At 52.1% G+C, this 23952-nt stretch carries 23 protein-coding genes; 16 read left to right on the top strand and 7 right to left on the bottom strand.

Going from position 1 to position 23952, the window contains the following annotated elements:
- Window positions 1-77: 77 nt before the first annotated feature.
- Window positions 78-389: a hypothetical protein gene (locus Q399_RS0120425; RefSeq protein WP_031571880.1), complete on the bottom strand. Its 312-nt coding sequence runs from the start codon at window positions 387-389 to the stop codon at window positions 78-80.
- Window positions 390-913: 524 nt separating this feature from the next.
- On the opposite strand from Q399_RS0120425, the gene hisG reads away from it, so the two are divergent.
- The 11 genes from hisG (at window position 914) to Q399_RS0120370 (ending at window position 12808) form a co-directional block, all read left to right on the top strand.
- Window positions 914-1822: an ATP phosphoribosyltransferase gene (hisG, locus tag Q399_RS0120420; RefSeq protein WP_031571879.1), complete on the top strand. Its 909-nt coding sequence runs from the start codon at window positions 914-916 to the stop codon at window positions 1820-1822.
- A 3-nt stretch (window positions 1823-1825) separates the two neighbouring features.
- Entirely contained in the window at window positions 1826-3193 is a 1368-nt protein-coding gene (gene hisD / locus Q399_RS0120415; RefSeq protein WP_211253417.1) for a histidinol dehydrogenase, read from the top strand.
- Complete coding sequence (gene hisC / locus Q399_RS0120410; protein ID WP_031571877.1) at window positions 3190-4293, top strand: histidinol-phosphate transaminase; 1104 nt, start codon at window positions 3190-3192, stop codon at window positions 4291-4293. Before hisD ends, hisC begins: the two co-directional genes overlap by 4 nt.
- Complete coding sequence (hisB, locus tag Q399_RS0120405; protein ID WP_031571875.1) at window positions 4293-5363, top strand: bifunctional histidinol-phosphatase/imidazoleglycerol-phosphate dehydratase HisB; 1071 nt, start codon at window positions 4293-4295, stop codon at window positions 5361-5363. The genes hisC and hisB overlap by 1 nt, the downstream gene beginning before the upstream one ends.
- 1 nt (window position 5364) lies before the next feature.
- A complete protein-coding gene (hisH, locus tag Q399_RS0120400) occupies window positions 5365-6003 on the top strand; it encodes an imidazole glycerol phosphate synthase subunit HisH (RefSeq protein WP_031571874.1) in 639 nt (212 codons plus the stop codon).
- 14 nt (window positions 6004-6017) lie between these two features.
- Window positions 6018-6770, top strand: a complete 753-nt coding sequence (locus tag Q399_RS0120395) for a 1-(5-phosphoribosyl)-5-[(5-phosphoribosylamino)methylideneamino] imidazole-4-carboxamide isomerase (RefSeq protein WP_031571869.1) — start codon at window positions 6018-6020, stop codon at window positions 6768-6770.
- Window positions 6752-7525, top strand: a complete 774-nt coding sequence (gene hisF / locus Q399_RS0120390) for an imidazole glycerol phosphate synthase subunit HisF (protein WP_031571868.1) — start codon at window positions 6752-6754, stop codon at window positions 7523-7525. Before Q399_RS0120395 ends, hisF begins: the two co-directional genes overlap by 19 nt.
- Complete coding sequence (gene hisIE, locus Q399_RS0120385; RefSeq protein WP_051686210.1) at window positions 7522-8166, top strand: bifunctional phosphoribosyl-AMP cyclohydrolase/phosphoribosyl-ATP diphosphatase HisIE; 645 nt, start codon at window positions 7522-7524, stop codon at window positions 8164-8166. The genes hisF and hisIE overlap by 4 nt, the downstream gene beginning before the upstream one ends.
- A 198-nt stretch (window positions 8167-8364) precedes the next feature.
- Window positions 8365-8979, top strand: coding sequence for a PH domain-containing protein (locus Q399_RS0120380; protein WP_031571862.1), 615 nt, complete (start codon window positions 8365-8367; stop codon window positions 8977-8979).
- A gap of 231 nt (window positions 8980-9210) precedes the next feature.
- Window positions 9211-10908 carry a hypothetical protein gene (locus Q399_RS0120375; RefSeq protein WP_157836362.1) on the top strand — a complete coding sequence of 566 codons (1698 nt, stop codon included), beginning with the start codon at window positions 9211-9213 and terminating at the stop codon, window positions 10906-10908.
- Window positions 10901-12808 carry a hypothetical protein gene (locus Q399_RS0120370; RefSeq protein ID WP_031571860.1) on the top strand — a complete coding sequence of 636 codons (1908 nt, stop codon included), beginning with the start codon at window positions 10901-10903 and terminating at the stop codon, window positions 12806-12808. Before Q399_RS0120375 ends, Q399_RS0120370 begins: the two co-directional genes overlap by 8 nt.
- A 9-nt stretch (window positions 12809-12817) precedes the next feature.
- Here the strand turns inward: Q399_RS0120370 and Q399_RS0120365 are convergent, their stop codons facing one another.
- Window positions 12818-13423 carry a TetR/AcrR family transcriptional regulator gene (locus Q399_RS0120365; RefSeq protein WP_031571858.1) on the bottom strand — a complete coding sequence of 202 codons (606 nt, stop codon included), beginning with the start codon at window positions 13421-13423 and terminating at the stop codon, window positions 12818-12820.
- Between the two features lie 159 nt (window positions 13424-13582).
- On the opposite strand from Q399_RS0120365, the gene Q399_RS0120360 reads away from it, so the two are divergent.
- A complete protein-coding gene (locus tag Q399_RS0120360; RefSeq protein ID WP_084164566.1) occupies window positions 13583-14647 on the top strand; it encodes an MBL fold metallo-hydrolase in 1065 nt (354 codons plus the stop codon).
- 329 nt (window positions 14648-14976) lie between these two features.
- On the opposite strand, the gene ahpF is transcribed toward Q399_RS0120360, so the two are convergent.
- Together ahpF and ahpC are read right to left on the bottom strand one after the other, a co-directional pair.
- A complete protein-coding gene (ahpF, locus tag Q399_RS0120355; protein ID WP_031571840.1) occupies window positions 14977-16521 on the bottom strand; it encodes an alkyl hydroperoxide reductase subunit F in 1545 nt (514 codons plus the stop codon).
- A 235-nt stretch (window positions 16522-16756) separates the two neighbouring features.
- Entirely contained in the window at window positions 16757-17320 is a 564-nt protein-coding gene (ahpC, locus tag Q399_RS0120345) for an alkyl hydroperoxide reductase subunit C (RefSeq protein WP_031571838.1), read from the bottom strand.
- A 365-nt stretch (window positions 17321-17685) separates the two neighbouring features.
- On the opposite strand from ahpC, the gene Q399_RS0120335 reads away from it, so the two are divergent.
- Window positions 17686-19248, top strand: a complete 1563-nt coding sequence (locus tag Q399_RS0120335; RefSeq protein WP_031571837.1) for a response regulator — start codon at window positions 17686-17688, stop codon at window positions 19246-19248.
- Here Q399_RS0120335 and Q399_RS0120330 read toward each other — a convergent pair.
- Window positions 19245-19919 carry a M24 family metallopeptidase gene (locus tag Q399_RS0120330; RefSeq protein ID WP_031571836.1) on the bottom strand — a complete coding sequence of 225 codons (675 nt, stop codon included), beginning with the start codon at window positions 19917-19919 and terminating at the stop codon, window positions 19245-19247. The genes Q399_RS0120335 and Q399_RS0120330 overlap by 4 nt on opposite strands.
- A 180-nt stretch (window positions 19920-20099) precedes the next feature.
- Between Q399_RS0120330 and Q399_RS0120325 the strand changes: the two genes are divergently transcribed.
- The 3 genes from Q399_RS0120325 (at window position 20100) to Q399_RS0120315 (ending at window position 22294) form a co-directional block, all read left to right on the top strand.
- Window positions 20100-20669 carry a YkvA family protein gene (locus Q399_RS0120325; protein WP_031571835.1) on the top strand — a complete coding sequence of 190 codons (570 nt, stop codon included), beginning with the start codon at window positions 20100-20102 and terminating at the stop codon, window positions 20667-20669.
- A gap of 5 nt (window positions 20670-20674) precedes the next feature.
- Entirely contained in the window at window positions 20675-21307 is a 633-nt protein-coding gene (locus Q399_RS0120320) for a lytic transglycosylase domain-containing protein (RefSeq protein ID WP_051686209.1), read from the top strand.
- Window positions 21308-21526: 219 nt separating this feature from the next.
- Complete coding sequence (locus tag Q399_RS0120315) at window positions 21527-22294, top strand: DUF4097 family beta strand repeat-containing protein (RefSeq protein ID WP_031571832.1); 768 nt, start codon at window positions 21527-21529, stop codon at window positions 22292-22294.
- A 59-nt stretch (window positions 22295-22353) separates the two neighbouring features.
- Here the strand turns inward: Q399_RS0120315 and Q399_RS0120310 are convergent, their stop codons facing one another.
- Window positions 22354-22881: a GAF domain-containing protein gene (locus Q399_RS0120310; RefSeq protein ID WP_031571830.1), complete on the bottom strand. Its 528-nt coding sequence runs from the start codon at window positions 22879-22881 to the stop codon at window positions 22354-22356.
- Window positions 22882-22988: 107 nt separating this feature from the next.
- Window positions 22989-23945 (bottom strand): tRNA/rRNA methyltransferase, encoded by a 957-nt coding sequence (locus Q399_RS21270; protein ID WP_051686208.1) that lies wholly within the window; start codon window positions 23943-23945, stop codon window positions 22989-22991.
- Window positions 23946-23952 lie beyond the last annotated feature (7 nt).

Below are 23952 nucleotides of genomic sequence, written 5' to 3'. Positions count from 1 at the left end.
CCGCGGCTTCGGGCAAAAGCGGCATTATGCCAAAGCCGGTGGATGGGGTCCAAACACTTCGCTATGTGTCTGGTCGATTAAACGTAAATATCCAGATGACCATCGGCATCGGCATGTTGGTCAGCTTCCGGTGTGACCGCGTGGCTGGTGGGTAAGTACTGAGGTTCGCCCGGCTTTGTTTGCTGCGGCTGTTGCTCAGATTGCTGTTGTGATTGTTGCTGTTGCCGCGATTGTTCCTGGCGCCCGCTGATACGGTATTGCCAGATTTCGTGGTGATGGCCGTGTTCGTCCGGACTAAAGCGGGTGTACTTTGTCACAGGTTCAATTAAACGTTGCGACGGCTCCGCCGCCGGCGTGCGGCGCACCAGGTAAGGAAAAATCGCGTCCATCAACTGTCCTCTTCGGGTATAAGCGGCAAAAAGCCGGCTACTTTTATTGCTATCGGCTGTTTACTGCGTGACTTCACCTACTGCGACCAAACTATTGATCAACCAAAAAAACTATACATCTTGATTATTTTTTAATCGCTTTATCTATCTCTATTCGACCTAAAAATGAAAAAACTTATCCGCAGAGAATTGCAAAAGATACGGATAACACACTTAAGTTACTGTTTTAATTGATAATACAATTTTCAAGCCAGCAATATTTTCTTTGGTTCTGTGCTTGCAGCTGCAAAAGAAAACCTTTAACTTGTATACAACCAAACGCCACCAGACGACCTTGTCTGCAGCCGGAACTTTTACATTATGTTATTTATGACCACACTGCATCACCATCATCATCCACTCTCCTAGCCATGCCTGAGAGGCCGGTGGCTATGACTGATAGCTCCGGTGTGCATAGTGTTCAACAACAGCCCCGGAGAGATCCGGGGTTGTTGTTTTTAGAGTTTAAATCAGAGGAAATACCGATGTCCGCGTTAATCGAAAGCAAAAAACTGCGTATCGCCATGCAAAAATCCGGTCGTCTGTCACAGGACACCCAGGCCCTGCTGACCAGCTGCGGCCTGAAAATCAATCTGCGCGAACAACGGCTGATTGCGCATGTCGAGAATATGGACATCGATTTACTGCGTGTACGTGACGACGACATCCCGGGTCTGGTGATGGATGGCGTCTGTGATTTGGGCATTGTCGGTGAAAACGTGCTGGAAGAAATGTCGCTGCAACGCCAGCTCGACAACGAAAGCTACGATTACACCGTGTTAGCCCGGCTGGATTTCGGTGGCTGCCGCCTGTCAATTGCTGTACCTCAGGAAGAAAATTACCAGTCGATTCAGGATTTACAGGGCCGCACTATCGCGACTACTTACCCGCGATTGCTGAACCGCTACCTGAAACAAAATGGTGTGAATTGCCGCATCGTCAATTTAAAAGGTTCAGTGGAAGTGGCACCACGCGCCGGTCTTGCCGACGCAATTTGTGATTTGGTGTCAACTGGCGCAACACTCGAAGCCAACGGTCTGAAAGAAGTCGAAGTGATTTACCGCTCTAAAGCGGTGCTTATTCAGCGCCGGGACCTCAATGACGACAAACAACTAAAACTCATCTCCAAACTAATGCCGCGTATTCAGGGTGTGATGCAGGCTAATGAAAGCAAATACATCATGCTGCACGCGCCACGCGCCCGTCTGGCCGATGTGATTGCGCTGTTGCCCGGCGCCGAAAATCCAACTTTATTGCCGTTAGCAGGTAACGAAGACTTAGTCGCTTTACACGTAGTCAGCAGTGAGACTTTATTCTGGGAAACGATGGAACAGCTCAAAGCACTGGGTGCAAGTTCTATACTGGTATTACCGATCGAAAAAATGATGGAGTAAATCATGCTCGAGATCCGTATCAGCCGTTGGGCCGAACTGGACGATGCCGGTAAAAGCCGGGTATTGAACCGGCCCAAATTGAAAAATGCAGAAGAGCTGCCAGAACAAGTCACCACCATCATTAAAGCGGTGCGCAATACTGGCGACAAAGCACTGAAGTTTTACAGCCAGAAGTTTGACAGCATTGATAACAATCCGTTGGAACTTAGCCTGGTGCAGCAGCAATTGTTGCTCGGTAAACTCAGCGATGAGCGCCGTGCGGCGATTGAGCTGGCCTATAGCAATATCCGTAAATTCCACGCTGCGCAAAAACCACAGGATTTAGTGGTCGAAACCACGCCGGGAGTAGTATGTGAACTGAAACATGCGCCAATGGACGCAGTCGGTTTATATATCCCGGGTGGCAGTGCGCCGCTGCCTTCCACAGTGCTGATGCTGGGTGTACCGGCGCAATTAGCCGGTTGCCGCCGTGTAGTGCTGGTCACCCCGCCGGGCGCACCGCTTGCGTCTGATATTGCACCGGAAATCGTCTACGCCGCGCAGCTTTGCGGCATCCGTGAGATTTACACCGTCGGTGGCGCGCAGGCGATTGCCGCACTGGCTTATGGCACCGCGACTATCGCCAAAGTCGATAAAATTTTTGGCCCGGGTAATCGTTTTGTCACTGAAGCCAAACAACAAGTGGCGCGCGACGCGCAGGGCGCGGCTATCGATATGCCGGCCGGTCCTTCTGAAGTGCTGGTGATCGCTGATGAAACTGCGGATCCGGCCTTTGTTGCTGCCGATTTATTGTCGCAAGCCGAGCACGGCATGGACTCGCAAGTGGTGCTGATCAGCCCCAGTGAAAAGCTGCTGAAAGATACGATGGCCCGCCTCGAAGACCAGTTGCTGGCCCTGCCGCGCGCCATCATCGCGAAAAAAGCGCTGGATCACAGCCGGTTTATTCTGGTGGAAGATTTAGCGCAGGCCGCTTTGGTTTCAAATCAATATGCCCCTGAGCATTTAATTATTCAGACCGCTCAGGACGATAAGTTACTGCCGCAACTGAAAAATGCCGCCAGCATTTTTGTTGGCCCCTGGACGCCGGAATCGGCCGGTGACTACGCCAGCGGCACCAACCATGTGCTGCCAACTTATGGCTACAGTCGCAATCACAGCAGCTTGTCGTTACTGGATTTTTATCGTCGTTACACAGTGCAGACACTGAGTAGCAAAGGCCTACAGGCGATTGGCCCGGCCATTGTGACACTCGCGACAGCGGAGAGCTTAAACGCTCACGCCAATGCCGTCAGTTTGCGCCTGAAAAGCCTGAGTAAAAAAATGCAGCAGCAAGATGAATTCGCTCCTATTCCGCAAGAGAAAACTAAATGAGCAGTATCAGTAATTTAGCCCGCGACAGCGTCAAAGCGCTGGTGCCTTATGCCTCAGCGCGATTGTCGATGTCCGGTGGCTCAGTTTGGCTGAACGCCAACGAAAACGCCTTAGCCCCGGAATATCAGTTAACCGGCAGTTTTAACCGGTATCCGGATTGTCAGCCGCCAGCGTTGATTGCCGCGTACGCAAGCTATGCTGGTGTGGCAGCTGAGCAGGTGCTGGTCAGCCGCGGTGCCGATGAAGGCATTGAGCTGCTTATTCGCAGCTTCTGTGAACCGGGCCATGACAACATTGTCATTTGCCCGCCGACCTATGGCATGTATGCCATCAGCGCGCAAAGCAATCAGGTCGGCCGCACTGTGGTGCCTTTAACCGCAGAGCTGACGCTGGACTTACCGGCCATCAAACAAAGTGCCAGTACCAAACTGGTGTTTATCTGCAGCCCAAATAATCCAACTGGCGACTTAATCCCACGCAACCAAATCGTCGAGCTGCTGGAATTCTATCGGGACAGCGCTTTGGTGGTGGTAGACGAAGCCTATATCGAATTTGTGCCACAAGCGTCCACTGTCGATTTACTGGCACAATATCCAAATTTAGTGATCTTACGCACTTTATCCAAAGCCTTTGCGCTGGCTGGTTTACGCTGTGGTTTTACACTGGCGGCACCGGAAGTCATTGGCGCCCTGAAAAAAATGATTGCGCCCTATCCTATCGCCGCGCCTGTTGCGGAGATTGCCACTCAGGCGTTGTCAAATGACGGCCAGCAGCGGATGCGCCAAAGCGTTCAAACCATCAACGAGCTGCGTGCCGCTTTTTGCCATTTTGCCAGCGAGTTGCCGCAGGTACGCCGGGTGTTTAATTCCAACGCCAACTATGTGCTGCTGGGCGTCGAAGATGCCGCCGCTTGGGTCAGCGGTATCGCCTCGCAAGGGATTTTGATCCGCAACCAATCCAGTCAGCTTGGTTTAGAGCGCTTAGGATGCTCACAGGTTGTGCGGGTATCGATCGGCAGCCCGGCAGAAATGGCGCTGCTGGAACAAGCAATCACCACTTTTTGTGCGCAGCAAAGCGCAGGCATCGCAGGGGAACAATAATGGCCGGACAGCCTATTTTATTTATCGACCGTGACGGCACAATGGTGGAAGAGCCACCAATTGATAAGCAACTGGATTCCCTAGAAAAATTGGCATACGAGCCAGGTTTGGTCCCCGCTTTACTGAAATTACAGGACGCCGGTTTTCGCCTGGTGATGGTGACTAATCAGGATGGCCTGGGGACAGACAGTTTTCCGCGCCACACTTTTGATGCGCCGCACGATAAGATGATGCAGCTGTTAGAGTCACAAGGTATCCGCTTTGACGACGTGCTGATTTGCCCGCACTTTGAGCGCGACAACTGCAGCTGCCGCAAACCAAAACTCGGCCTGGTCAAAGATTACCTGCAACAAGGCCGTGTTGATTTCACCCGCTCTTATGTCATCGGCGACCGTCTGACCGACGTACAACTCGCCGAAAATATGGGCTTGCCAGCGTTTCGCTACGACCGCACCACACTGGGCTGGGCCGAAATCACCCGCCAGCTGTTAAGCCGTGGCCGGGTGGGTTCAGTGCGCCGTACCACGCGTGAAACCGATATCAGCGTACAATTGGATCTGGACCGCAAAGGCGGTAATCAAATCAGCACCGGCATTGGCTTTTTCGACCATATGCTCGACCAAATTGCCACCCATGGCGGGTTTTCACTGCAGCTGTCCGTGACCGGCGATTTACACATCGACGACCACCACAGTGTGGAAGATGCCGCACTGGCGCTGGGTCAGGCACTGAAACAAGCCATTGGCGACAAACGCGGTATTAACCGTTTTGGTTTTGTGTTGCCGATGGACGAATGCCGCGCTGAAGCCGTGCTGGATTTATCCGGCCGGCCGCTGCTGAAATTCGATGCTGCGCTCGGCGAAGGTAAAGTTGGTGAGCTGAATCTGGAAATGGTTGAGCACTTTTTCCGAAGCCTCTGTGATGCCATGTTGATGACGCTGCATTTGTCAGTATCGCCAGGCAATAAACACCACATGGTCGAAGGGTTGTTTAAAGCCTTTGGCCGCGCTCTGGGTCAGGCGATTTTAAAATCCGGCGATGCGCTGCCAAGCAGTAAAGGTGTGCTCTGACATGACTTTGCAAGCAAACAAACCGCAGCTAGTGATTGTCGACACCGGCTGCGCCAATATCACGTCAGTGTTTTGCGCACTGCAGCGCTTAGGGGCTGAGGTGCAGATCAGCGCTGATCCGGCCGTGATCAGTGCCGCGGAAAAGGTGATTATTCCGGGTGTGGGCACAGCGAAACAGGCGATGGCCAATATCGACGCCAAGGGCCTGCGTAGCACCTTACAGCAACTAACGCAGCCAGTGCTCGGCATTTGTTTGGGGATGCAACTACTCACTGAACATTCCGCCGAAGGCGATGTGGCGTGCCTTGGGTTAATTCCGGGTCAGGTCGCACCGCTTGAAGCCAAAGGCCTGCGCTTACCGCATATGGGCTGGAACACATTACAGGTTGAAAGCTCAACGCACCCGTTGCTGCAGGGCGTCACAGCGGCCGACTACGTCTATTTTGTGCATAGTTTTGCCGTGCAACCGTCAAATTACATGCTCGCCAGCTGTGACTACGGTAGCCTTTTTGCTGCCGTAATTGGCCGGCGCAATTTCCTTGGTATGCAATTTCACCCGGAGCGCTCCGGCAAAGTCGGCGCCCGCCTTTTGCAGAATTTCTTACAGCTGGACGCGCAAACGCTGCGCGCGCCCGACTGAGCACAGGAACAACAATGATAATCCCGGCAATAGATTTAATTGATGGTCAGACCGTACGCCTCTATCAGGGCAGTTATGACCAGACCACCCACTACAGCCAAACACCGTTTGAACTGCGCGACCGCTACGCCGCGGCCGGTGCCGGCGTGTTACATCTGGTTGATTTGTCCGGCGCCAAAGATGCCAGCAAACGCCAGACCGCATTGTTGCGTGAGCTGATGCAACAAAGCCCGCTGCCGGTACAGGTCGGCGGCGGTGTGCGTAGCGAAGCCGATTTAGTCACTTTGTTAGAAGCCGGCGCCAGCCGTGTGGTGATTGGATCTTTGGCGATTCGGGAAAGTGCTTTGGTGCAACAGTGGCTCCGGCAATACGGCGGCGAGCGCATCGTGCTGGCGCTTGACGTATCCATTAACGAACAAGGCGAAAAAACCTTACCAAGCCATGGCTGGATCAAAGCCTCCGGCATCACGCTGGAGCAAGTGCTCGATGGCATGCTGGACGCTGGCGCGCGGCATGTGCTTTGTACCGACATCAGCCGCGATGGCACTTTACAGGGGCCAAATGTTGCGCTGTATCAGGAACTTGCAGCGAAATATCCCGGCATCGCCTGGCAAGCGTCCGGCGGTGTTGGCGACCTCGACCATATTCGCAGCCTGCGTGGGCAAAATGGTCAACCGTCGCCAGTGGCTGGCGTGATCCTCGGCCGCGCCCTGCTGGAAGGCAAATTCACCATTGAGGAGGCGATCGCATGCTGGCAAAACGATTAATTCCTTGTCTGGATGTACGTGATGGCGTCGTCGTCAAAGGTGTGCAATTTCGCAATCACGAAATCATCGGTGACATAGTGCCGCTCGCCGCCCGTTACGCCGAAGAAGGCGCTGACGAGCTGGTGTTTTATGATATCACCGCTTCCAGCGACGGCCGTGTCGTCGACAAAAGCTGGGTGCGCAAAATTGCTGAAGTCATTGATATCCCGTTTTGTGTCGCCGGCGGCATTAAATCGGTGGCGGATGCCGGTAAAATTCTGGAACTGGGCGCCGACAAAATTTCGGTCAATAGCCCGGCGCTGGCGCGGCCGGAACTGATTAGTGAACTGAATGCGGCTTTTGGCCAGCAATGTGTGGTGGTGGGTATCGACAGCTATTTTGACGCCACCACCGGCCAGTATCAGGTGTACCAATACACCGGAGATGAAACACGCAGCCAAAAAACCCGCTGGTTATTACTGGATTGGGTGGAAGAAGTGCAGCGCCGCGGTGCCGGTGAAATCGTACTGAACTGCATGAATCAGGACGGTGTGCGTCAGGGCTACGATTTAGCGCAGCTCTCTTTAGTGCGCCAGTATTGCCAGGTGCCGTTGATTGCCTCCGGCGGCGCCGGCGCGGTGCAGCATTTTATTGACGTGTTTCGCGACGCGGACGTCGACGGTGCCCTCGCCGCTTCAGTGTTTCATAAAGGCATTATTGCCATCGCTGATTTAAAAGCAGCCTTAATCGCTGCCAACGTGGAGATCCGGCCATGAGTTTTGTATTAGATGCGAATGCGCCGCTGCCTGATCAGCTGGAACTATTAAAATGGCCGGCCGACGGCTTACTGCCGCTGATAGTGCAGCACGCGGTGTCCGGCAAAGTGCTGATGCAGGGGTTTGCCAACAGCGAAGCCGTGGCGACCACACTACAAAGCGGCCGGATCACCTTTTTCAGTCGTAGTAAAAACCGGCTCTGGACCAAAGGTGAAAGCTCAGGCCATTTCTTAAAACTGCAAAGTTTAAGCGCCGACTGCGATCGCGACAGCTTGCTGGCACTGGCGTTGCCGGACGGGCCAACCTGCCATGTTGGCACCGAAACCTGTTGGCATGATGCACAGCGTAACGCGCCGGCGTTGAGCTTTTTAACCGATTTGGAAACTGTGATCGCCGCTCGCCAGCATGCCGATCCAAAGTCCAGCTACACCGCCAGTTTGTTTGCCCGCGGCGTCAAACGCATCGCACAAAAAGTCGGTGAAGAAGGCGTGGAATCTGCGTTAGCTGCGATGGCCGGCGATCGTGAAGAGCTGAAAAACGAAGCAGCGGATTTAATCTTCCACCTGCTGGTGCTGTTGCGCTCACAGGACTTGCAGCTCAATGATGTCATTGATGTATTAAAAGCACGGCATCAGCAGTAACGCCAGATGAGGCAGCTCGCCTAAAAACAGCTGCCTCAAGCTCTGTCCTCTCCCAACTTTTGCCTGCCTCACTTCAGTGCGCCGTGCGCTAATTGCCCGACAAAGTTGTTAACATTTTGTGTGTTGCAGCGCATGTACGCCCTTGGTAAGCTCTGAACCTCAGTCTCTCGTTTCCATATCAAAGACAAGGAACAGGTTATGTTTGGTAAAATTGCCTCAGAAGCATTGGGATTAAGTGATATCGGTCGTGTCATCAGCCCGGAAAACTACAATAAAGTTGAAGCCGACGACTACATCAAGCACGAAACCGGCGAAAAAATCTTCTTTTTAATCAAAAGCAAAACCGACGAATATTGTTTTACTAACTTCGCTTTGCTGCATCTGGACGGCAACACCGCGCTCAGTAAAAAGCGCCTGCTGAAGCGCTACGAATATATCAATGCCGACATCCGCAATGTGTCATTGGAAACGGCCGGCACTATTGATCTCGATGTCGAACTGAAATTCCGCATCCACAGCACCGATTTTTCCATCGACGTGCATAAAGAGCATATCGAACAACTGAAAGACATCTACAAAGCCCTGACCGAAATCAGTTTGCTGATGGAAGCCGAGCAACGGGATTTACAGACGGTGGAAAAGAGCCTGTCGCACGTGGTGAATTCGCTGGCCCGGCAAAGCGGTGAAGGTGCCAATATCGCCGCGCAAGCCCGCGAACTTTATAGTTTTTATCACGACACGCTAAGCGATGCGATGTCGCAGGCTTATCGCAAAGACTACAGCGGCGTGTTTGAAACTTTTATTAAAAACTAACCGGCATTTTTTATGCCTTCGATCAGAACCAATGTGCTGGCCGCGGTCACAGTCGCTGTGACCCTTTATTTATGGTTCGGTCGGGACACCCCTACGCTCCCCCAACCCAGTGTGGAAACATTCAAGGCGCAAACCACACCTCAGGCTGAAGCGTTGCAAAGCGCAAACTCTGGGCTAACCAAACAAACGGCAAACTGTGTTGTGTATAGCGCATCACAGCAGCAGGAAGCGATGGCAGATGACCGTCAGCGTCTGCAGGACTTCCTGTTACAACAACTCAAAGTCGGAGTGCCCTACACTGAACTTCGGCACGTGCTGATGTACACACCACACCGGTCTGAGCTGGCAATGGCCGCCGGGCTTTTTGCCAGCAGTCAATATAAAAACCTGCTGAAAATGGACGACCATATCGCCGAGTTAAGCCAGCTGGAACAACAGTTGGCAGCAAAAGATCGGGCGCAGGCCATTCAGAGCATTAAAAATTCCCCATTGTTTCATGCGGCCTGGCAAAACGACGACGGCAGCCTGTCCGAGTTTTCGCTGAAATCGATGTTACTTACGGCCGCTGGCGATGATCCGACGCTGCTGAACATAGCGTTAGACGGTATCAGTCTGAGCCCTTCGGATTACAGCTTATCTTTGTATCATCTGAGCGCGGCAACCTTGCAACAGCTGCTGCAAAAAAGTAGCGGCTTGTCCAACTTTCAGCGGGAAGGGATGAATCTGGCCGACTTTGCCGTGTTATTTTTACGAGCCGATTTACTGCCTGTGCTGGAAGAATTTCAGCTCAGACCTTCATTGCAGCCAGGGCTCTATAGTGCACTCGACCTCGCGTTTACCGCGCCGGAATGGCCGGCTAAAACAATAGGCCAAAAAGCTCTCGGCGATCGTCGTAAAACCATCGAGTATTTGCAGCGAAAAGGTTATCCGCTGCATGGCCAGCAAGGCGTTGACGCCGAAGGCCGGCCCTTTCTGATCATTGATTCAATCTGGAACTTTGCCGGGGGTGAAAATGGCCCCCTTTATCAACCGTTATTACTGGAACTTGCAGCTGCTCAGCAACTGGAAAAAGTCCAGCCGATGCAACCGAATGCTGAACTGCAGCAAATGTTACAACCATTGGAAGACAAAGCCAGGGTATACAAGCAGACCAATGAAAACTGTGCCAGGCAAAACCAGTTAAAACTGCAGTCTGAAGGACTTTGGAGCGAGGCGAAAATCCGGCAGGAAGTAAGCCGGGTGGAACAAATCAGTGGTGAATTGAGCGCGGCTGCAACCATTTTGCATCAACGTGATCCGGGCCTCGTTACCAGACTCTGGCCAAAAGGTTTTAGCATCGAACTGCCAGAGTTCAAGGCAGAGGATCAGGCAGAAATCGTTCGGCAGATACAAATCAACGTGGACCCTTTTCGGGCTACCATCGCATTGGGTCGTTTACAGCAACAGCCGGCACTTGCTGTCTATTGGCAACCCAAAGCAGTGTTGCATTTGAATTTTCTGCAAAAACAAAATGATACCGCCACTTTGTGGCGCGAATTAAGCAAACACGGTTTTTCTTTGCACTTGCAGGACATCTACGGCCGTAATTTATATCCACAGGCCTTTGCCGCCGGGCCAGATGCGGTCGCTTTGCTGTTAGAGGAAAATGTTGCCGTCGACCAGCCAGCTGTCGGACCAGACGCTTTAGATTTGGCGCTGGACCAAAGCTACCTTGATAAAAAACTGCATCCGGCGGTAGTGAACATGATGCAGAAAATGGGTAAGCCGGAAGCCTCGCATCTCAGCAGGCTACGTCGCTTGCAGCAGTATCAACCTGCTGTTTTTACTGCGCTGCAGCAGGCACTCGCCAAAGAGCCATTGTTACTCGGCTGGCTGGACGATCTCAGCAGCTATGAAGCCAACCCGGTGTTGGCGGTGGCGAATGAGTAAAAGCCGCAGCTTGGCTCTGCTTGCGCTGCTTTGCGGCGGCATTGGGCTGTACTGGCTGTTACCAGTGAACCAACCAGCAAAGCCACAACAGCAGACTGCTGCTGTCGACACAGGCGTCGCCCAGCCCGCTACCACTGTATCAGCCCCTACTCAACCCGACGCGCCAGTGGCCAAAACAACGCCGGTTTGCCAGCAAGTGCTGCCAGATCAGGACTGGCACAAAACGCCTGAGCGTGAAGCCATCCGGCAATATCTGTATGAGCGGTTGCAACAAGGCGACGGTCCTGAGCAGCTATTGCTGATGCTGCGCGACCGCCCGACACAAGACAAAGCGCTGAGCCAGCGCCAGGCTGAACTGCAATTTGAATTGCTGGATGCGCTGAGCCATTATCAAGGCAGTTTGCAGCAGCATGTCTTTCAACAAAAGGCCTACAGTGAATTTTATGCTGGCCTAAAACAGATCCCGCCAACGAAGAAAATCGACTACTTACGTCAAGCACCTGAAATCGAGCTGGTATATCTGGAACCTTCAGGCCGGTTGGATGATTTTCAGCCGAAAACCATCTTGCTGATGATGGCACTGCATCAGCAGCAATTTGACAAGGCTTTGACTGGTCTGCGTTTTTTACCCAGAGATTACAGTGGGCTGATTGGTGAGCAACTTAGCGCCCAACAGTTAGAACAGCTCCTGCAACAGACCGATGAACTGCAAAGCCGGCACAACCTGTTTAATTTGGCTGATCTGGCGGTCTATCATTTCAGAGATGATTTACTGCCACTGCTCGCGCGTTATCAAGTACTGCCAAGTCGCCAGGATGGCCTGTTTAGTGCCATGGATTTTGCTTTTAGCAGTAAATGGCGGAAAAAAGGCTGGGACGATAGTGAGCGCCGGCAACGCCAACAGGCGACTATTCAATTCCTGCAACATCTTGGTTATCCGCTGCATGGGGAACTCAACACGACGAAAAACGGCAGGACTTTTCTGCAGGTTTCTGCTTTGGGCGAACCCAGATTTATCAGCTACGACGAAGACCTGATCAACCTCGCTAAAGCCCAACAGCTGTTGCAACTGCAAAGCCTGCCGGCTCTGGAAGCACTGCGGAACTTGCTAAAGCAATATCAGCAGCTTGACCAACAACAGCAACAAATCAAAACAGCTTGTCAGGCCGAGCAGGATGCTGCGCTTAACGCGCAAGGTTTGTGGCCGGAAAGCGAAGTTGTGAACCAGCTGGACAGGCTGGAGCAACAGCATAGTCCCAACGAATTGCCACTGCTGTTGCATCAGCTGGACCCGGCGCTCTTGGCGTTTTACTGGCAACAGCAGGAAACAGCATTGCTGACGTCCTATGACGTACCCGTCAACGAAACTGATTTTATCAAAGCCATCGAGTCGGGGCCGTCTCCAGAGCAAGCTGCGGCCCTACTGCTTGCATTGTCGGCGCGACCAGCATGGGCGAAGCACTGGCCAACTGGCCTGGCGGTCAGTCAGCTCGAACACATGCTCACTTATGACGGCATTGAACACTGGCAGGAACTACAGCAAAACGGTTTTGATCTGGGTATCACCGATACTAAAGGCCGCAACTTATACCCGCAGGCTTTTGCCGACAGCGCTGAAGCCGTGAGTTTATTGATTAACGCCAAAGTGCCGCTGCAGCAGAACCCGCTAGGCCCGGACGCGCTGGATTTGGCTTTGGATGCCAGTTACCTGCAGCAACAACTGCACCCGGCGCTGTTTTATATTCTGCAGGAAACCGAGGCTCTGGAACCGTCGCATCTGGCACGACTCAAGCGGCTGCAACAATATCGGCCGGCTTTATTTCAACAGCTGCAGGCCCAGTTTACATTGCCGGACCTTACTGCAGCGACGCCAAACCCGATGCTGAGCCTGGAACCCTGAATACAGTTTTCAGCCGGGTAAATATTGCCGGACAAACATCTGCACATTGCTGTGAAGCACTTGTTCGGCCTGCGCCGAATAATCGTGAAAACGAAACACCGCCGGCCAGAAAGCGAAGCTTTTCATCAGGCCCCAGAACTGGGTTTCGGCGATTTTGATATCCGGGATTTGTAAAACACCAGCCGCCACCGCCTGGTGTAAAAACGGCAATAAACCACATTCCTGATCATTAACCTGCGCTAAGGCTTGTTCCACCAATTCTGGCTGGCGGATCAGTTCCGCCAGCACTATCCGGGCTTGCTCAATCAAGGTTTCACTTTGATAGACAGTCCAGACCGAGCGGGCGATTTGCAGGAGTTGCTCCTGCACCGGACGACTGGCATCAAACTGTAAGCTGGCCGCTTGTTTGGTTTGTACCCAGAACGAGCCGGTGACTTCATTGAACAACAGCTCTTTGCTGGCAAAGTGGTTATAAACAGTGCGTTTGGACACTTGCGCCCGCTCGGCAATGGCGTCCATGCTGGCGCCGACAAAACCTTTGTCTTTAAATTCAGCCAAAGCAGCATTTATTACCGCCTGACGTTTTTGTGCTGAACGACCTACAGGTTCCATCATGCCCCTCTTCTTCAACGCTATTGCCCAGACTACAACTGGCTATCGCCTGACACTATTGCAGAAAATTTTACACTAAGCAGTTTACTTTTGCTATTTCACCACTAAACTACACCGTGTAGTTTACTTTTAATACTAAACCGCCAGCAGCAGGAGCATCTGATGAGTATCGCCGATAAAACTTGTGTATCATTCCGTCCTGACACTGCAGCAAAACCAGTGCGCCGCACCTTTCACAACACTGCAAAGACACAAGATGGCAGTGCAGCCCTTGGCCAGATCATCTGGCGTTATCTGACGCAAAAAGTGGCTGATAAAACGCCGCGCCAGCCCATTCCGGTGCAGGCGGCGGATTTATCCGGCAGCCATGACATGTTGCTGAAAATCAGCCACAGCTCTGTGCTGCTGCGCCTCGACGGTGAATATCTGCTGCTGGACCCGGTGTTCAGTAAACGCGCGTCACCACTGCAGTGGCTCGGGCCAAAACGTTTTCATGCCCTGCCACTGCAACTGGATGATTTACCTCAACTTGCCGCCGTATTGATCTCACACGATCATTATGATCATCTGGATAAACAGGCGGTGCGCGCGTTAATCGCGAAGACCAAACGTTTTATTGTACCGCTAGGCGTCGACGCGCATTTACGTCGTTTTGGCGTGCCAAACGAGATGATCACTGTGCTGGACTGGTGGCAACAGACGACATTTGCCGGCTTAACCGTGCATGCCACGCCAGCACAGCATTTCTCTGGCCGCGGTTTAAATGACAAAAACCAAACGCTTTGGGCATCTTTTGTCATAGAATCCAGCCAGAAGCGGCTGTTTTTCAGCGGTGACAGTGGTTATTTCAGTGGCTTTGCCGAAATCGGCCGGCGCTTTGGCCCCATCAATGTAGCAATGATCGAAACCGGCGCTTACGACGAACTCTGGGCCGATATTCATATGCAGCCAGAACAAAGCCTGCGCGCCCATCTGGACTTACAGGCTGCTTATCTGGTACCCATTCACAACAGCAGTTTTGATCTCGCCATGCACGCCTGGTACGAACCGCTAGAACGCTTAGCGGCGGCTGCAGAAGCTTATCAGGCGCAGCTGGTGACGCCGGTGTTTGGTGCACCAGTTGATTTATCGCAGTTGAGCTTTGCCCCTGCCCTGCACCACGCCTGGTGGCGGGAGTTAGTGCCGATGCAGGCGAATGAGCAGATCCATTTACAGATCCCGGCTTAAGCTCTGTAAAGCGCTGACGTCCCTGAACATAAAAGAAATTGCCCGTAGCAATTTTTAACAACGCAAAGCGTTGGCCTGAAAGGTGAGCGCCATGGATGGCGCGAATCACCGAAAAGCTCTGGGTACCACGTACTGGGTACCACGTACCTGCATTTTCGCCATTCCCTGAGGGAATGGCGTTCAACCGGCAATAGGCCAAACTTTTGGCCTATTGAGATCCCGGTTTCACTGTACCGTACATCCTGTACATAAAAAAAACCGCAGCGATGCTGCGGTGGCAGGGAACTCAGCAGCCAGGGATGACGCTGGCTGCTGATAGTGCTTACAACTTAAGAGTTACGGATCAGGTAGTCAAAAGCACCCAAAGATGCTGTCGCGCCTGAACCCATCGCAATGATGATTTGCTTAAACGGCGTATTAGTCGCATCACCTGCAGCAAACACGCCTTTCATGGACGTCTGGCCATGGCTGTCAACGATGATTTCACCGCGGTTGGTCAATTCCAGCGTGCCACGCAGCCATTCAGTGTTTGGCACTAAACCGATTTGCACGAAGATACCAGCTAAGGCCACATGTTTGGCTTTGCCTGTCACGCGGTCTGTGTAGTTGATACCAGTCACTTTGCTGCCATCGCCCAGCACTTCGGTGCTTTGCGCGTTCAGGATGATGTCGATATTGCCCATCGACTGAGCTTTTTTCACCAGCACGGCATCAGCGCGCAGTTTGCTGTCAAATTCCAGTACAGTGACGTGCTCAACGATACCGGCCAGGTCAATCGCCGCTTCAATCCCAGAGTTACCGCCACCAATGACTGCGACGCGTTTGCCTTTAAACAGCGGGCCGTCACAGTGCGGACAATAGGCGACGCCACGACCGCGGTATTCTTTTTCGCCCGGCACATTCATCTCTCTCCAGCGCGCGCCGGTCGACAGAATGACGGTTTTGGCTTTCAGTACTGCACCATTGGCCAATTCCAGTTCAAACAATTCGTTTTGCGACAACTTCACCGCTTTCTGGCTGTGCATGATGTCGACTTCATAGTGACGGACATGGGCTTCTAAATTCGCCACCAGTTTTGGCCCTTCGGTCTCTTTCACCGAAATGAAGTTTTCGATGCCAACAGTATCAGCCACCTGACCACCAAAACGCTCAGCGACCACACCGGTGTTCAGGCCTTTACGCGCGGCATAAATCGCTGCCGCCGAGCCTGCCGGGCCACCGCCAACAACTAATACATCAAAATTGTCTTTTTTTGCCAGCGCTTCGGCCTGACGCGTTGCTGCAGATGCATCCACTTTGTTCAGAATATTGCCAAGGCTAATCGCGCCTTGTGAGAACTGCTCGCCGTTTAAGTACACGGTCGGTACGGCCATGATGTTCCGATCCGCCACTTCCTGCGGGAACACGGCGCCGTCAATCATCGTGGTGGTGATATTTGGGTTCACTGCCGCCAGCAAATTCAGCGCCTGCACCACTTCCGGGCAGGTCTGGCAGCTCAGTGACACGTAAATTTCAAAATTCAGTGTCCCTGGCAACGCTGCAATTTGCTCCAGCACTGCGGCTTCTTCTTTGATGGTATGGCCACCTGAATGTAACAGTGCCAGCACCAGCGAAGTAAATTCATGGCCCATTGGCACACCAGCAAAGGTCATCACAGTGCCTTTGGCCTGAGAACGTACCTGCATTGAAGGGACGCGGCTTGCTGTGGCGTTTTGCGTGACGACAATCAGGTCAGACAAGCTGGCGATATCATCCACCAGTGCTTTTAACTCTAAACCTTTTTCGCTTTGGTCTGCTGCCAGTGCCAGTTCCACTGGCGTTTTCAGATTTTGCAGGTAGCCTTTTAATGCTGATTTTAAGTTGTTGTCTAACATGCTGAGTTCCTCTTCATGACGAATGCCGGGTGTTGCAGCTGATTAATCTGGCGGCAACTATGTTTCTGTTTGATAAAGCTATCTTAGGCAAAACAAGCAATCTTATAAAACGAATTAAACGGATTCATTTGATTTGTTTTATCGATTGAAATTCAAAAACGATTTTGTTTGATGACAAAAACAAAACAGCCGGACAAAGTCCGGCTGTTTTCTTTCAAGCATCAATGTGGCCGGATTAGATTTTACCAACCAGGTCCAGTGACGGAGCCAGAGTCTTCTCGCCTGGAGTCCATTTAGCAGGACATACTTCGCCGTCGTGGTTCGCGACGTATTGTGCAGCCTGAACCTTACGGAACAGCTCTGCAGCAGAACGGCCGATGCCCAGGTCATGGATCTCAGCAACTTTCACGATACCTTCCGGGTTAATCACGAAAGTACCGCGCAGAGCCAGACCTTCTTCTTCGATCATCACATCAAAGTTACGGGTGATAGCACCTGTTGGGTCAGCCACCATTGGGTAGTTGATTTTCTTGATAGTTTCAGAAGCGTCATGCCAGGCTTTGTGAGTGAAGTGCGTGTCAGTAGACACTGAGTACACTTCCACACCGATTTCCTGGAATTTTGGATAGAAATCAGCCAGATCGCCTAATTCAGTCGGGCACACGAAAGTGAAGTCAGCCGGGTAGAAACATACCACTGACCATTTGCCGATCAGGTCCTGATCAGTGACAGAAATGAATTTACCCTGATGGAAAGCCTGAGCACTGAATGGCTTGATTTTGCTATTGATAATCGACATTTGTCGTTCTCCATGTTGTGGTTAATGTGAATGCTTTGTCTACAAAAGCGATGGCGTTGCAAGCATAGTAGTGTAAGAGGACAATTGCGTATAACGAATAAAATGAATTTATGTAATTTATTTTATCGATTAAAACCATATTTTTTGTCTACCCACACCACGAAACTGCAAATCGAACTGCTGATGTAGACATGGGGATGCAACTGCCAGAACACAATAGATTTTTTCGCAAATAATCGCCGAATACGACCAATGGAGCCGTTCTGCCGATACATTGCAACATCAGGGACTGGCGACTAAGCTGCTTCAATGTTACACCTTGATTAAACGCCAGATTTCCGGCTCTCAACCAATTTTGCAGGCCCATGACCCAATTTAAACTCGACCTCAGTAAATTGTTCGAATTGCAGGTGTTGCTGATTGAAGCAGACCCTGATTTGTTGCATTTGTTTAAACAAATGCTGCTGAATCTGGGGATCAAGAAAATCGAAACCGCCCGGCAAATCGACGATTTAATGGCGCGGGAAACGCCGGTCAACGCCGACATCGTTTTTCTCGATTATGCCGTGGACACACAAATGACCGGCGGCGAGATTGTCGACTGGCTGGTACAACACGGTATTTTGCCCAACCGCACCCGTCTGGTGCTGATGGCGCAGCAAAATGAGCGGGCACAATACGCAATCGAATACCCCTACCATCAGATCAGCTATCTGGAGCGGCCATTTAACAAAGTCACGTTAGACCTGGAACTGAAACAACAGGTGATGCTCGGCCCTATTTTGCGTCCATTGTTGACGCTGGCCGGATTGGGCCGTTACGCAGATGCATTAAAACTGCTGTTGCATACCCAAAGTCAGCCAATGCCGCCCGGGCTTGATGCGGTGTTGCAGCGTCTGCGTGTCCAGTTGTTATTGGATTTACATAAGTTCGATGCGGTGATCCCGCTGCTCAAAGCCCCTATCGCCGAACAGCAAGGCTGGGCACTGTGGGCACTCTACCGGGTACGCTATGAACGCGGCGACCTGCAGGCCTGCCAGACATTTTTGCAGGACAGCTCAGAAGAACTGGCCCGCTACGCTCAACGGCGCGAGTTGTGGCAGATTTATCTGGCATTGCAGGCACTGGATTACCCGACTGCATTGCAGGTGGCCAATAAAATCCCGGCAGCTGGTATGTCCTGTAATCTGGTCCGGCTGGTGCACCTGGTGTATTTTCTGGCCGGCGATGTGGAACGCGCGCAGGAATTTATCGAAAGAAAACGCCGGCTGGCGGTACGTGGCGAATTATATGTACAACTGAGTATCGCCCAGACACGTGCCGCCATCTGGCGCTTGCAACACAGCAGTGCTGAGCAGCAGGCCGAGTATCAAGGCCAGGCAGAGACCTTATTGCATCAAATCCGGCAGGACAAAGCTGCCGCAGACTTCAGTGTTTCGGTTTCTCTGCTGGAAATCCATTTACGCCAATTTTCCCAGGGGCCGGACAGCGCGCTGCAATTGCTACAGGACCAGCTGCGTCAGACCGAATGGATTAAACAATCAGTCAGTGTGTTATGTCATGCTGCTTTGGTTTATAGCAGTCTGAAACAACAGCAGACCGCGTTCGACTTGTTGTTTGATGCGGACAACCAGCTGCAGCAGATGCAGGATAACTGTCATCGCATTTTTAGCGGTTGCCTGCATCAGCATGCTTTTGATCTGGTGTTTGCCGCAGCTGCCGACAAAGCTCAGGCTTATCAGCAGATGGCCAGTCGTTACGTGCAAAAGCAAGACTTGCTCAGTGCCGCCAAAGCTTTGCGGCGCGCCTGTAGCTATGATCCACAGAACGCAGCAATACGTCAGCAGCTGTATGCATTGATGCAACAGCTCGGCATCCAACGTTTTCGCGGAGTTAATTTGCCACAGGAACAAAAAACCAGCGACTAAAACAACACTTGCTCGACAAAACCGCCATAGCCGCTTGCCGGGTCGAGTAACTGGATCTCAAGCACCCAGATGCCGCTGCGAACCTCTCCCTCACAACCGCCGAGTTGCCCCGACGCGTAAAGTTTGTGCGGAAAGTCCCCGACTCTGTGGCCTTTGATTTGATGATTCAGCACCATACCTTGTTGAGCGGCGGCGTCTGCGGCGACCTGATACAACGAGGCACCCGAACAGCCGGTCGCCCGCCAGTGCGCTGCAACCAGAGCAAACACCTGATGTGCTGCTTGTTGTACGTGCTGGTGCACCGGGTTGTTACCAACACAAAAAGTCGCACCTACATCCGCTTCATGGCCGGCAAATACCGGGCCTAAGTCGATAAAAAAGATGTCGTTTTCGCAAAGACGGCTATCAGGTGCTGAGGGCTCACTGTAAATTTTTGCGGTGTTATGACCAAAGCGGATGATGGGCGGGTGCCAGTGCTGTTCGGCACCGGCCTGCTGCAGTACTGCCTTTGCGATAGCAATGGCGTCAGCTTCAAGGATGCCAGGCTCAAGCCTCGCGGCAATCTGGTGCAGGCAATCCAGCGCAGTCTGTTGCGCCTGTTGCATCGCCGCCAGCGAAAAACCGGCACCAACCCGTTGTGCCGGCTGTTGTTCAAGCTGTTGATTTTCCATATTAAACCCTTCATGAACTTCTTGGCATGCAGCTTACCCTGTGCCAGCGCTCAACACGTATTTATTTTGTTGAAATGATGTAATCTTTAGCGCAATAATCAGGCGTCAGGACTTTGCTTGTCGCTGCGAAGACTGCTTTCTATACTGAAACTCCGACTAAAAAAATACAAGGGAACGACCATGGCTTTGACCATCAGCTTTGACCTGCAAGAGCAGGATTTAGATTACTTCCGCCAATTAATGCAAAAAACTGAACGGGTTGTCAGCCATCATAGCAGCGAGGAGATCCTGAGCGCCGCCAAAGCATTGGCTGGCGAAGTGCAAAATCAGGTACCAGAATTCGTTGCAATCCGGTTAAAACAGCTCGAAACCCTGGTGGCAATGGTTGAGGATAAAGACTGGGATTTAACTGAAGAAGAAAAACTGGATGTATTATCTGCACTGGCTTATTTCAGCAAACCGGAAGATTTAATTGCCGACCACTTACCAGTGCTGGGTTTCCTTGATGACGCGATCATGATTGAACTGGTCGTGCAATCACTGGCAGACGACTTTGAAGCCTACAGCGAATTCTGTACCTTCCGCCGTAACGAAATCGAACGTCGCGGTGCAGAAGCGCAGACCAGCAAAGCCGACTGGCTGGACACGAAGAAACAGGAACTGCACTCCTGGCTGCGCCGTCGTCGTGCTGAAAAGCGCAGCAGCACCGGCGGTGGCGGTTTCCGCTCTGTGTTCTCTTTCCGCCGCTAAGCCGGATGACAGCGAAACCTACAGCTGCAATAGCAGGCCCGCTGGCCTGCTTAGCGCTGCTGCTCTGCCCGCCGCTGTTTGGCGGGCAGGTCAAGGTTTACCAGTACACTCAACAAAATGGCGTGGTGGCCTTCAGTGATAAACCGCCCGCTGACAGCCCGTTTAAAGTACTGCGCTATGACTGTTTTGCCTGTGGCGTACGTTCCGCTATTAACTTCAATACTACCCCCCTGTTTTTGCAGCACTATCAACAGGAAATTCTGACTGCTGCAGAGCAATATCAGCTTGAACCCAGTCTGATCCGGGCTGTGATCCATGCTGAATCCGGTTTTAATCCGAAAGCCCGCTCTAAAGCCGGGGCGCAGGGGTTAATGCAACTGATGCCAGAGACAGCCAAAGAGCTTGGCGTCGGTAATGTCTGGCTACCACAGCAGAACATTCGAGCCGGCACTGCTTATCTGGCAAGTTTACTGCAGCAGTTTAATGGCAACCGACGGCTGGCGCTGGCCGCCTACAATGCCGGTCCAGGTGCTGTTAACCGTCATGGCGGTATCCCACCCTATGCCGAGACCAAAGCCTATCTACAACGGGTCGATATTCTGTTGCGCCGCTACCAGCAACAATCCGCCACGCTCTGATCCGCCTTATCACATTTTTTGATTCGCGTTTAAACCAATTAAAAGTCAATGCCGACTACCTGTGCACCAGACACAACTTTGCATCACACATTTGACTAACTTTTAGTGAAATGTTGCAGAACGCTACAATGCGGCGCTTTTACATAGCTGATTTTGTTCAATATTTTTATGGCATTGGCTTTGCTTAATTGCCAACACATTCACTCATAAGGACGCATCATGAAAAAAATAGTACCAATTATTTGTTCGCTTACCCTGTTAAATGCCTGTGTGATCCATGTCGGTGCCGACGAACCCGCTAATGTGCAAAGCCGTCAACTACAACTCAATGCCAATAGCTTGCAACAACTGGTCGCCGAAACAGAAGCCGGTGATCTGCAAATTATTGGTGAAAAAGGCCGCGAACAGATTGAAGTAGAAGCGCGCATTCGTTACGACGACATTAGCCAACTGGAGCTGACGCTCGAGGCCAAGGGCGACGCGGCCGTACTGATTGCCCGCAACAAAGAAAATGTGTCTTTTGGTTATGTGAATAACGCTTCAGTTGATTTAGTTGTCAGGGTACCCGAACGATTCGCGCTGAAACTGGAAGATGGCTCCGGTGATACCCGGATTGAGCAGTTGACTGGCGACCTGCTGATTACGGATGGCTCAGGCGACCTGCACGTATCCGGTGGCCGCCAGGTCAGTATCGAAGATGGCTCAGGTAACTTATCGCTGTCCGGTACCCGCGGTAATGTCAGTATCGATGATGGTTCCGGCGATATCCGTGTCACGCAGGTAGCTGGTGATCTGACGCTGACCGATGGTTCAGGCGATGCGGACATCAGCCAGGTAAAGGGCACGGTCAAGGTTGAAGATGGCTCCGGTGATATTCGGGTGGCTCAGGCCGGTGGTCTAAACGTCGAAGATGATGGTTCCGGTGAACTCAGTTATCAGCAAATCTCAGGCCGGATCTCGGTCCCGGATGATAAGCAACGCGAGTAATTCACAGACAAAAACACAACGGGGCCAGCGCCCCGTTTTACTTTGTGCTCCACCACGATTCAGAACAAGGCTGCGAATTTCTCCTGCAACAGCGGCTTCAGTGCAAAAGTGATGAGTTTACCGGCCTGCTCCAGAAACGCGATTTGACCGGCATTCCACTGCATGATGTTGCCCACCTGTTCGCAACAAAACACGCCAACTAACTGGCCGTTGTAGCGGATACCGACATCGAGCAGGGACATAATGTCGTTCGGCTCAAAATAGGCCTCGTTAAAACAGGATGTTGCCGGATGCGTCGCCGCATCTGCCGCGTTGATGCCACCATCATTGCGCATGGCTTCAAAATAAGGTGCAAAATCATCTTCATGCAGCGCAATACCCTGATAGTGCGCATCTTCGTTACTATCGTATAAATCCACGGCAATAATTTCGCTGAGCAGCGAATCAGAATAGAGCCATAAACTGGCCCGGGAACAATGCAGTTGTTTGGTGATGGTTTCAGTCAGCTGGCGGTAAAAGGCTTCCGCCGTGATTTGTTGATCTTTAAACGCCTTAATCAGCAGTAACAGCGCTGTTTGGTCGAGCATAACGTCTCCTGCAAACAAGCTCCGCTGCCGCTCAGCGGAGTTGTTTCAGTTATAGCTGCAGATAAATTCTTTGTCAGGCAATTTGTCGCAAAGACAGACCGCTTAATCTATTGCTGTTGCCGATACCACTCCCCCAGAATCAGGCTGGCGGCGACGCTGACATTCAGCGATTCAACTTTACCTGTACCCGGAATCTGCAAAGCAATTTCGGCGCTGTTGGCGACGGCTTTGGACACGCCTTGCATTTCTTCACCAAACACCACCACCACCTTTTTCGGCAGCTGGCTTTTATACAAAGATACGCCGGCATGGCTCGAAGTAGTAATGAGGGTATAACCCGCTTCTTTACACAGCTTCAGTGCCAGAGGCAGATGATCGGTTTGCAGCGCTTCAACAAATTCCAGCCCACCTTCGGCCGTGCGTGCAGCAGCGCCGGATTGCAGTGCTTCAGGTGCAGTCAGAATAATACCACTGACGCCAAAATGCGCGCAGCTCCGGGCGATGGCGCCGAGGTTATGCGGATTGCCTACGCCATCGAGCGCCAATAAACAGTCTTGTGGTTTTTTACGGTGCAGCGTCAGATAACTGGCGATGGACATCGACTCGCGTTTTTTCACCACCAGGATCACGCCGCCATGGTGCTGGCTGCCGCTGATCTTTTCCAGCTCAGCATTATCGACAATATGATAAGCCCGCTTGTGCGCCGCCAGATATTTCATCACATCGGCAAAACGCGGCGCATAGTCGGCATGCAGGTACATTTTGATCACAGCGTCAGGTCGTTGCGTGAAACAAACCCGGCAGGCGTTTTCACCTAAAACCCGGCTTTCATGCTGGCCTTGTTGTTTCAGTTGCGCTGCAGACAAAGGCTGGTGCTGACGTGATTGGCTCTGACGCGGCTGGTTCTGCGGCTGGTCAGCCGGTTTATCCGCGCGCGGCTTACCGGATTTTGCTGCGGATGCTGAGCCTTTGCCTTTCCATGGTTTTTCGAGTAACGACGGCTCGCCGTCACGTGAACGCGGTGGGCGGGCGGTAGAAGCTGGTTTTTTCGGCGGATATGCCACGATGTCG

Origin of the sequence: Rheinheimera texasensis DSM 17496 (genome assembly GCF_000711985.1) — a bacterium.
Taxonomy (GTDB): domain Bacteria; phylum Pseudomonadota; class Gammaproteobacteria; order Enterobacterales; family Alteromonadaceae; genus Pararheinheimera; species Pararheinheimera texasensis.
This window is presented reverse-complemented; position numbering and strand designations above follow the sequence as displayed.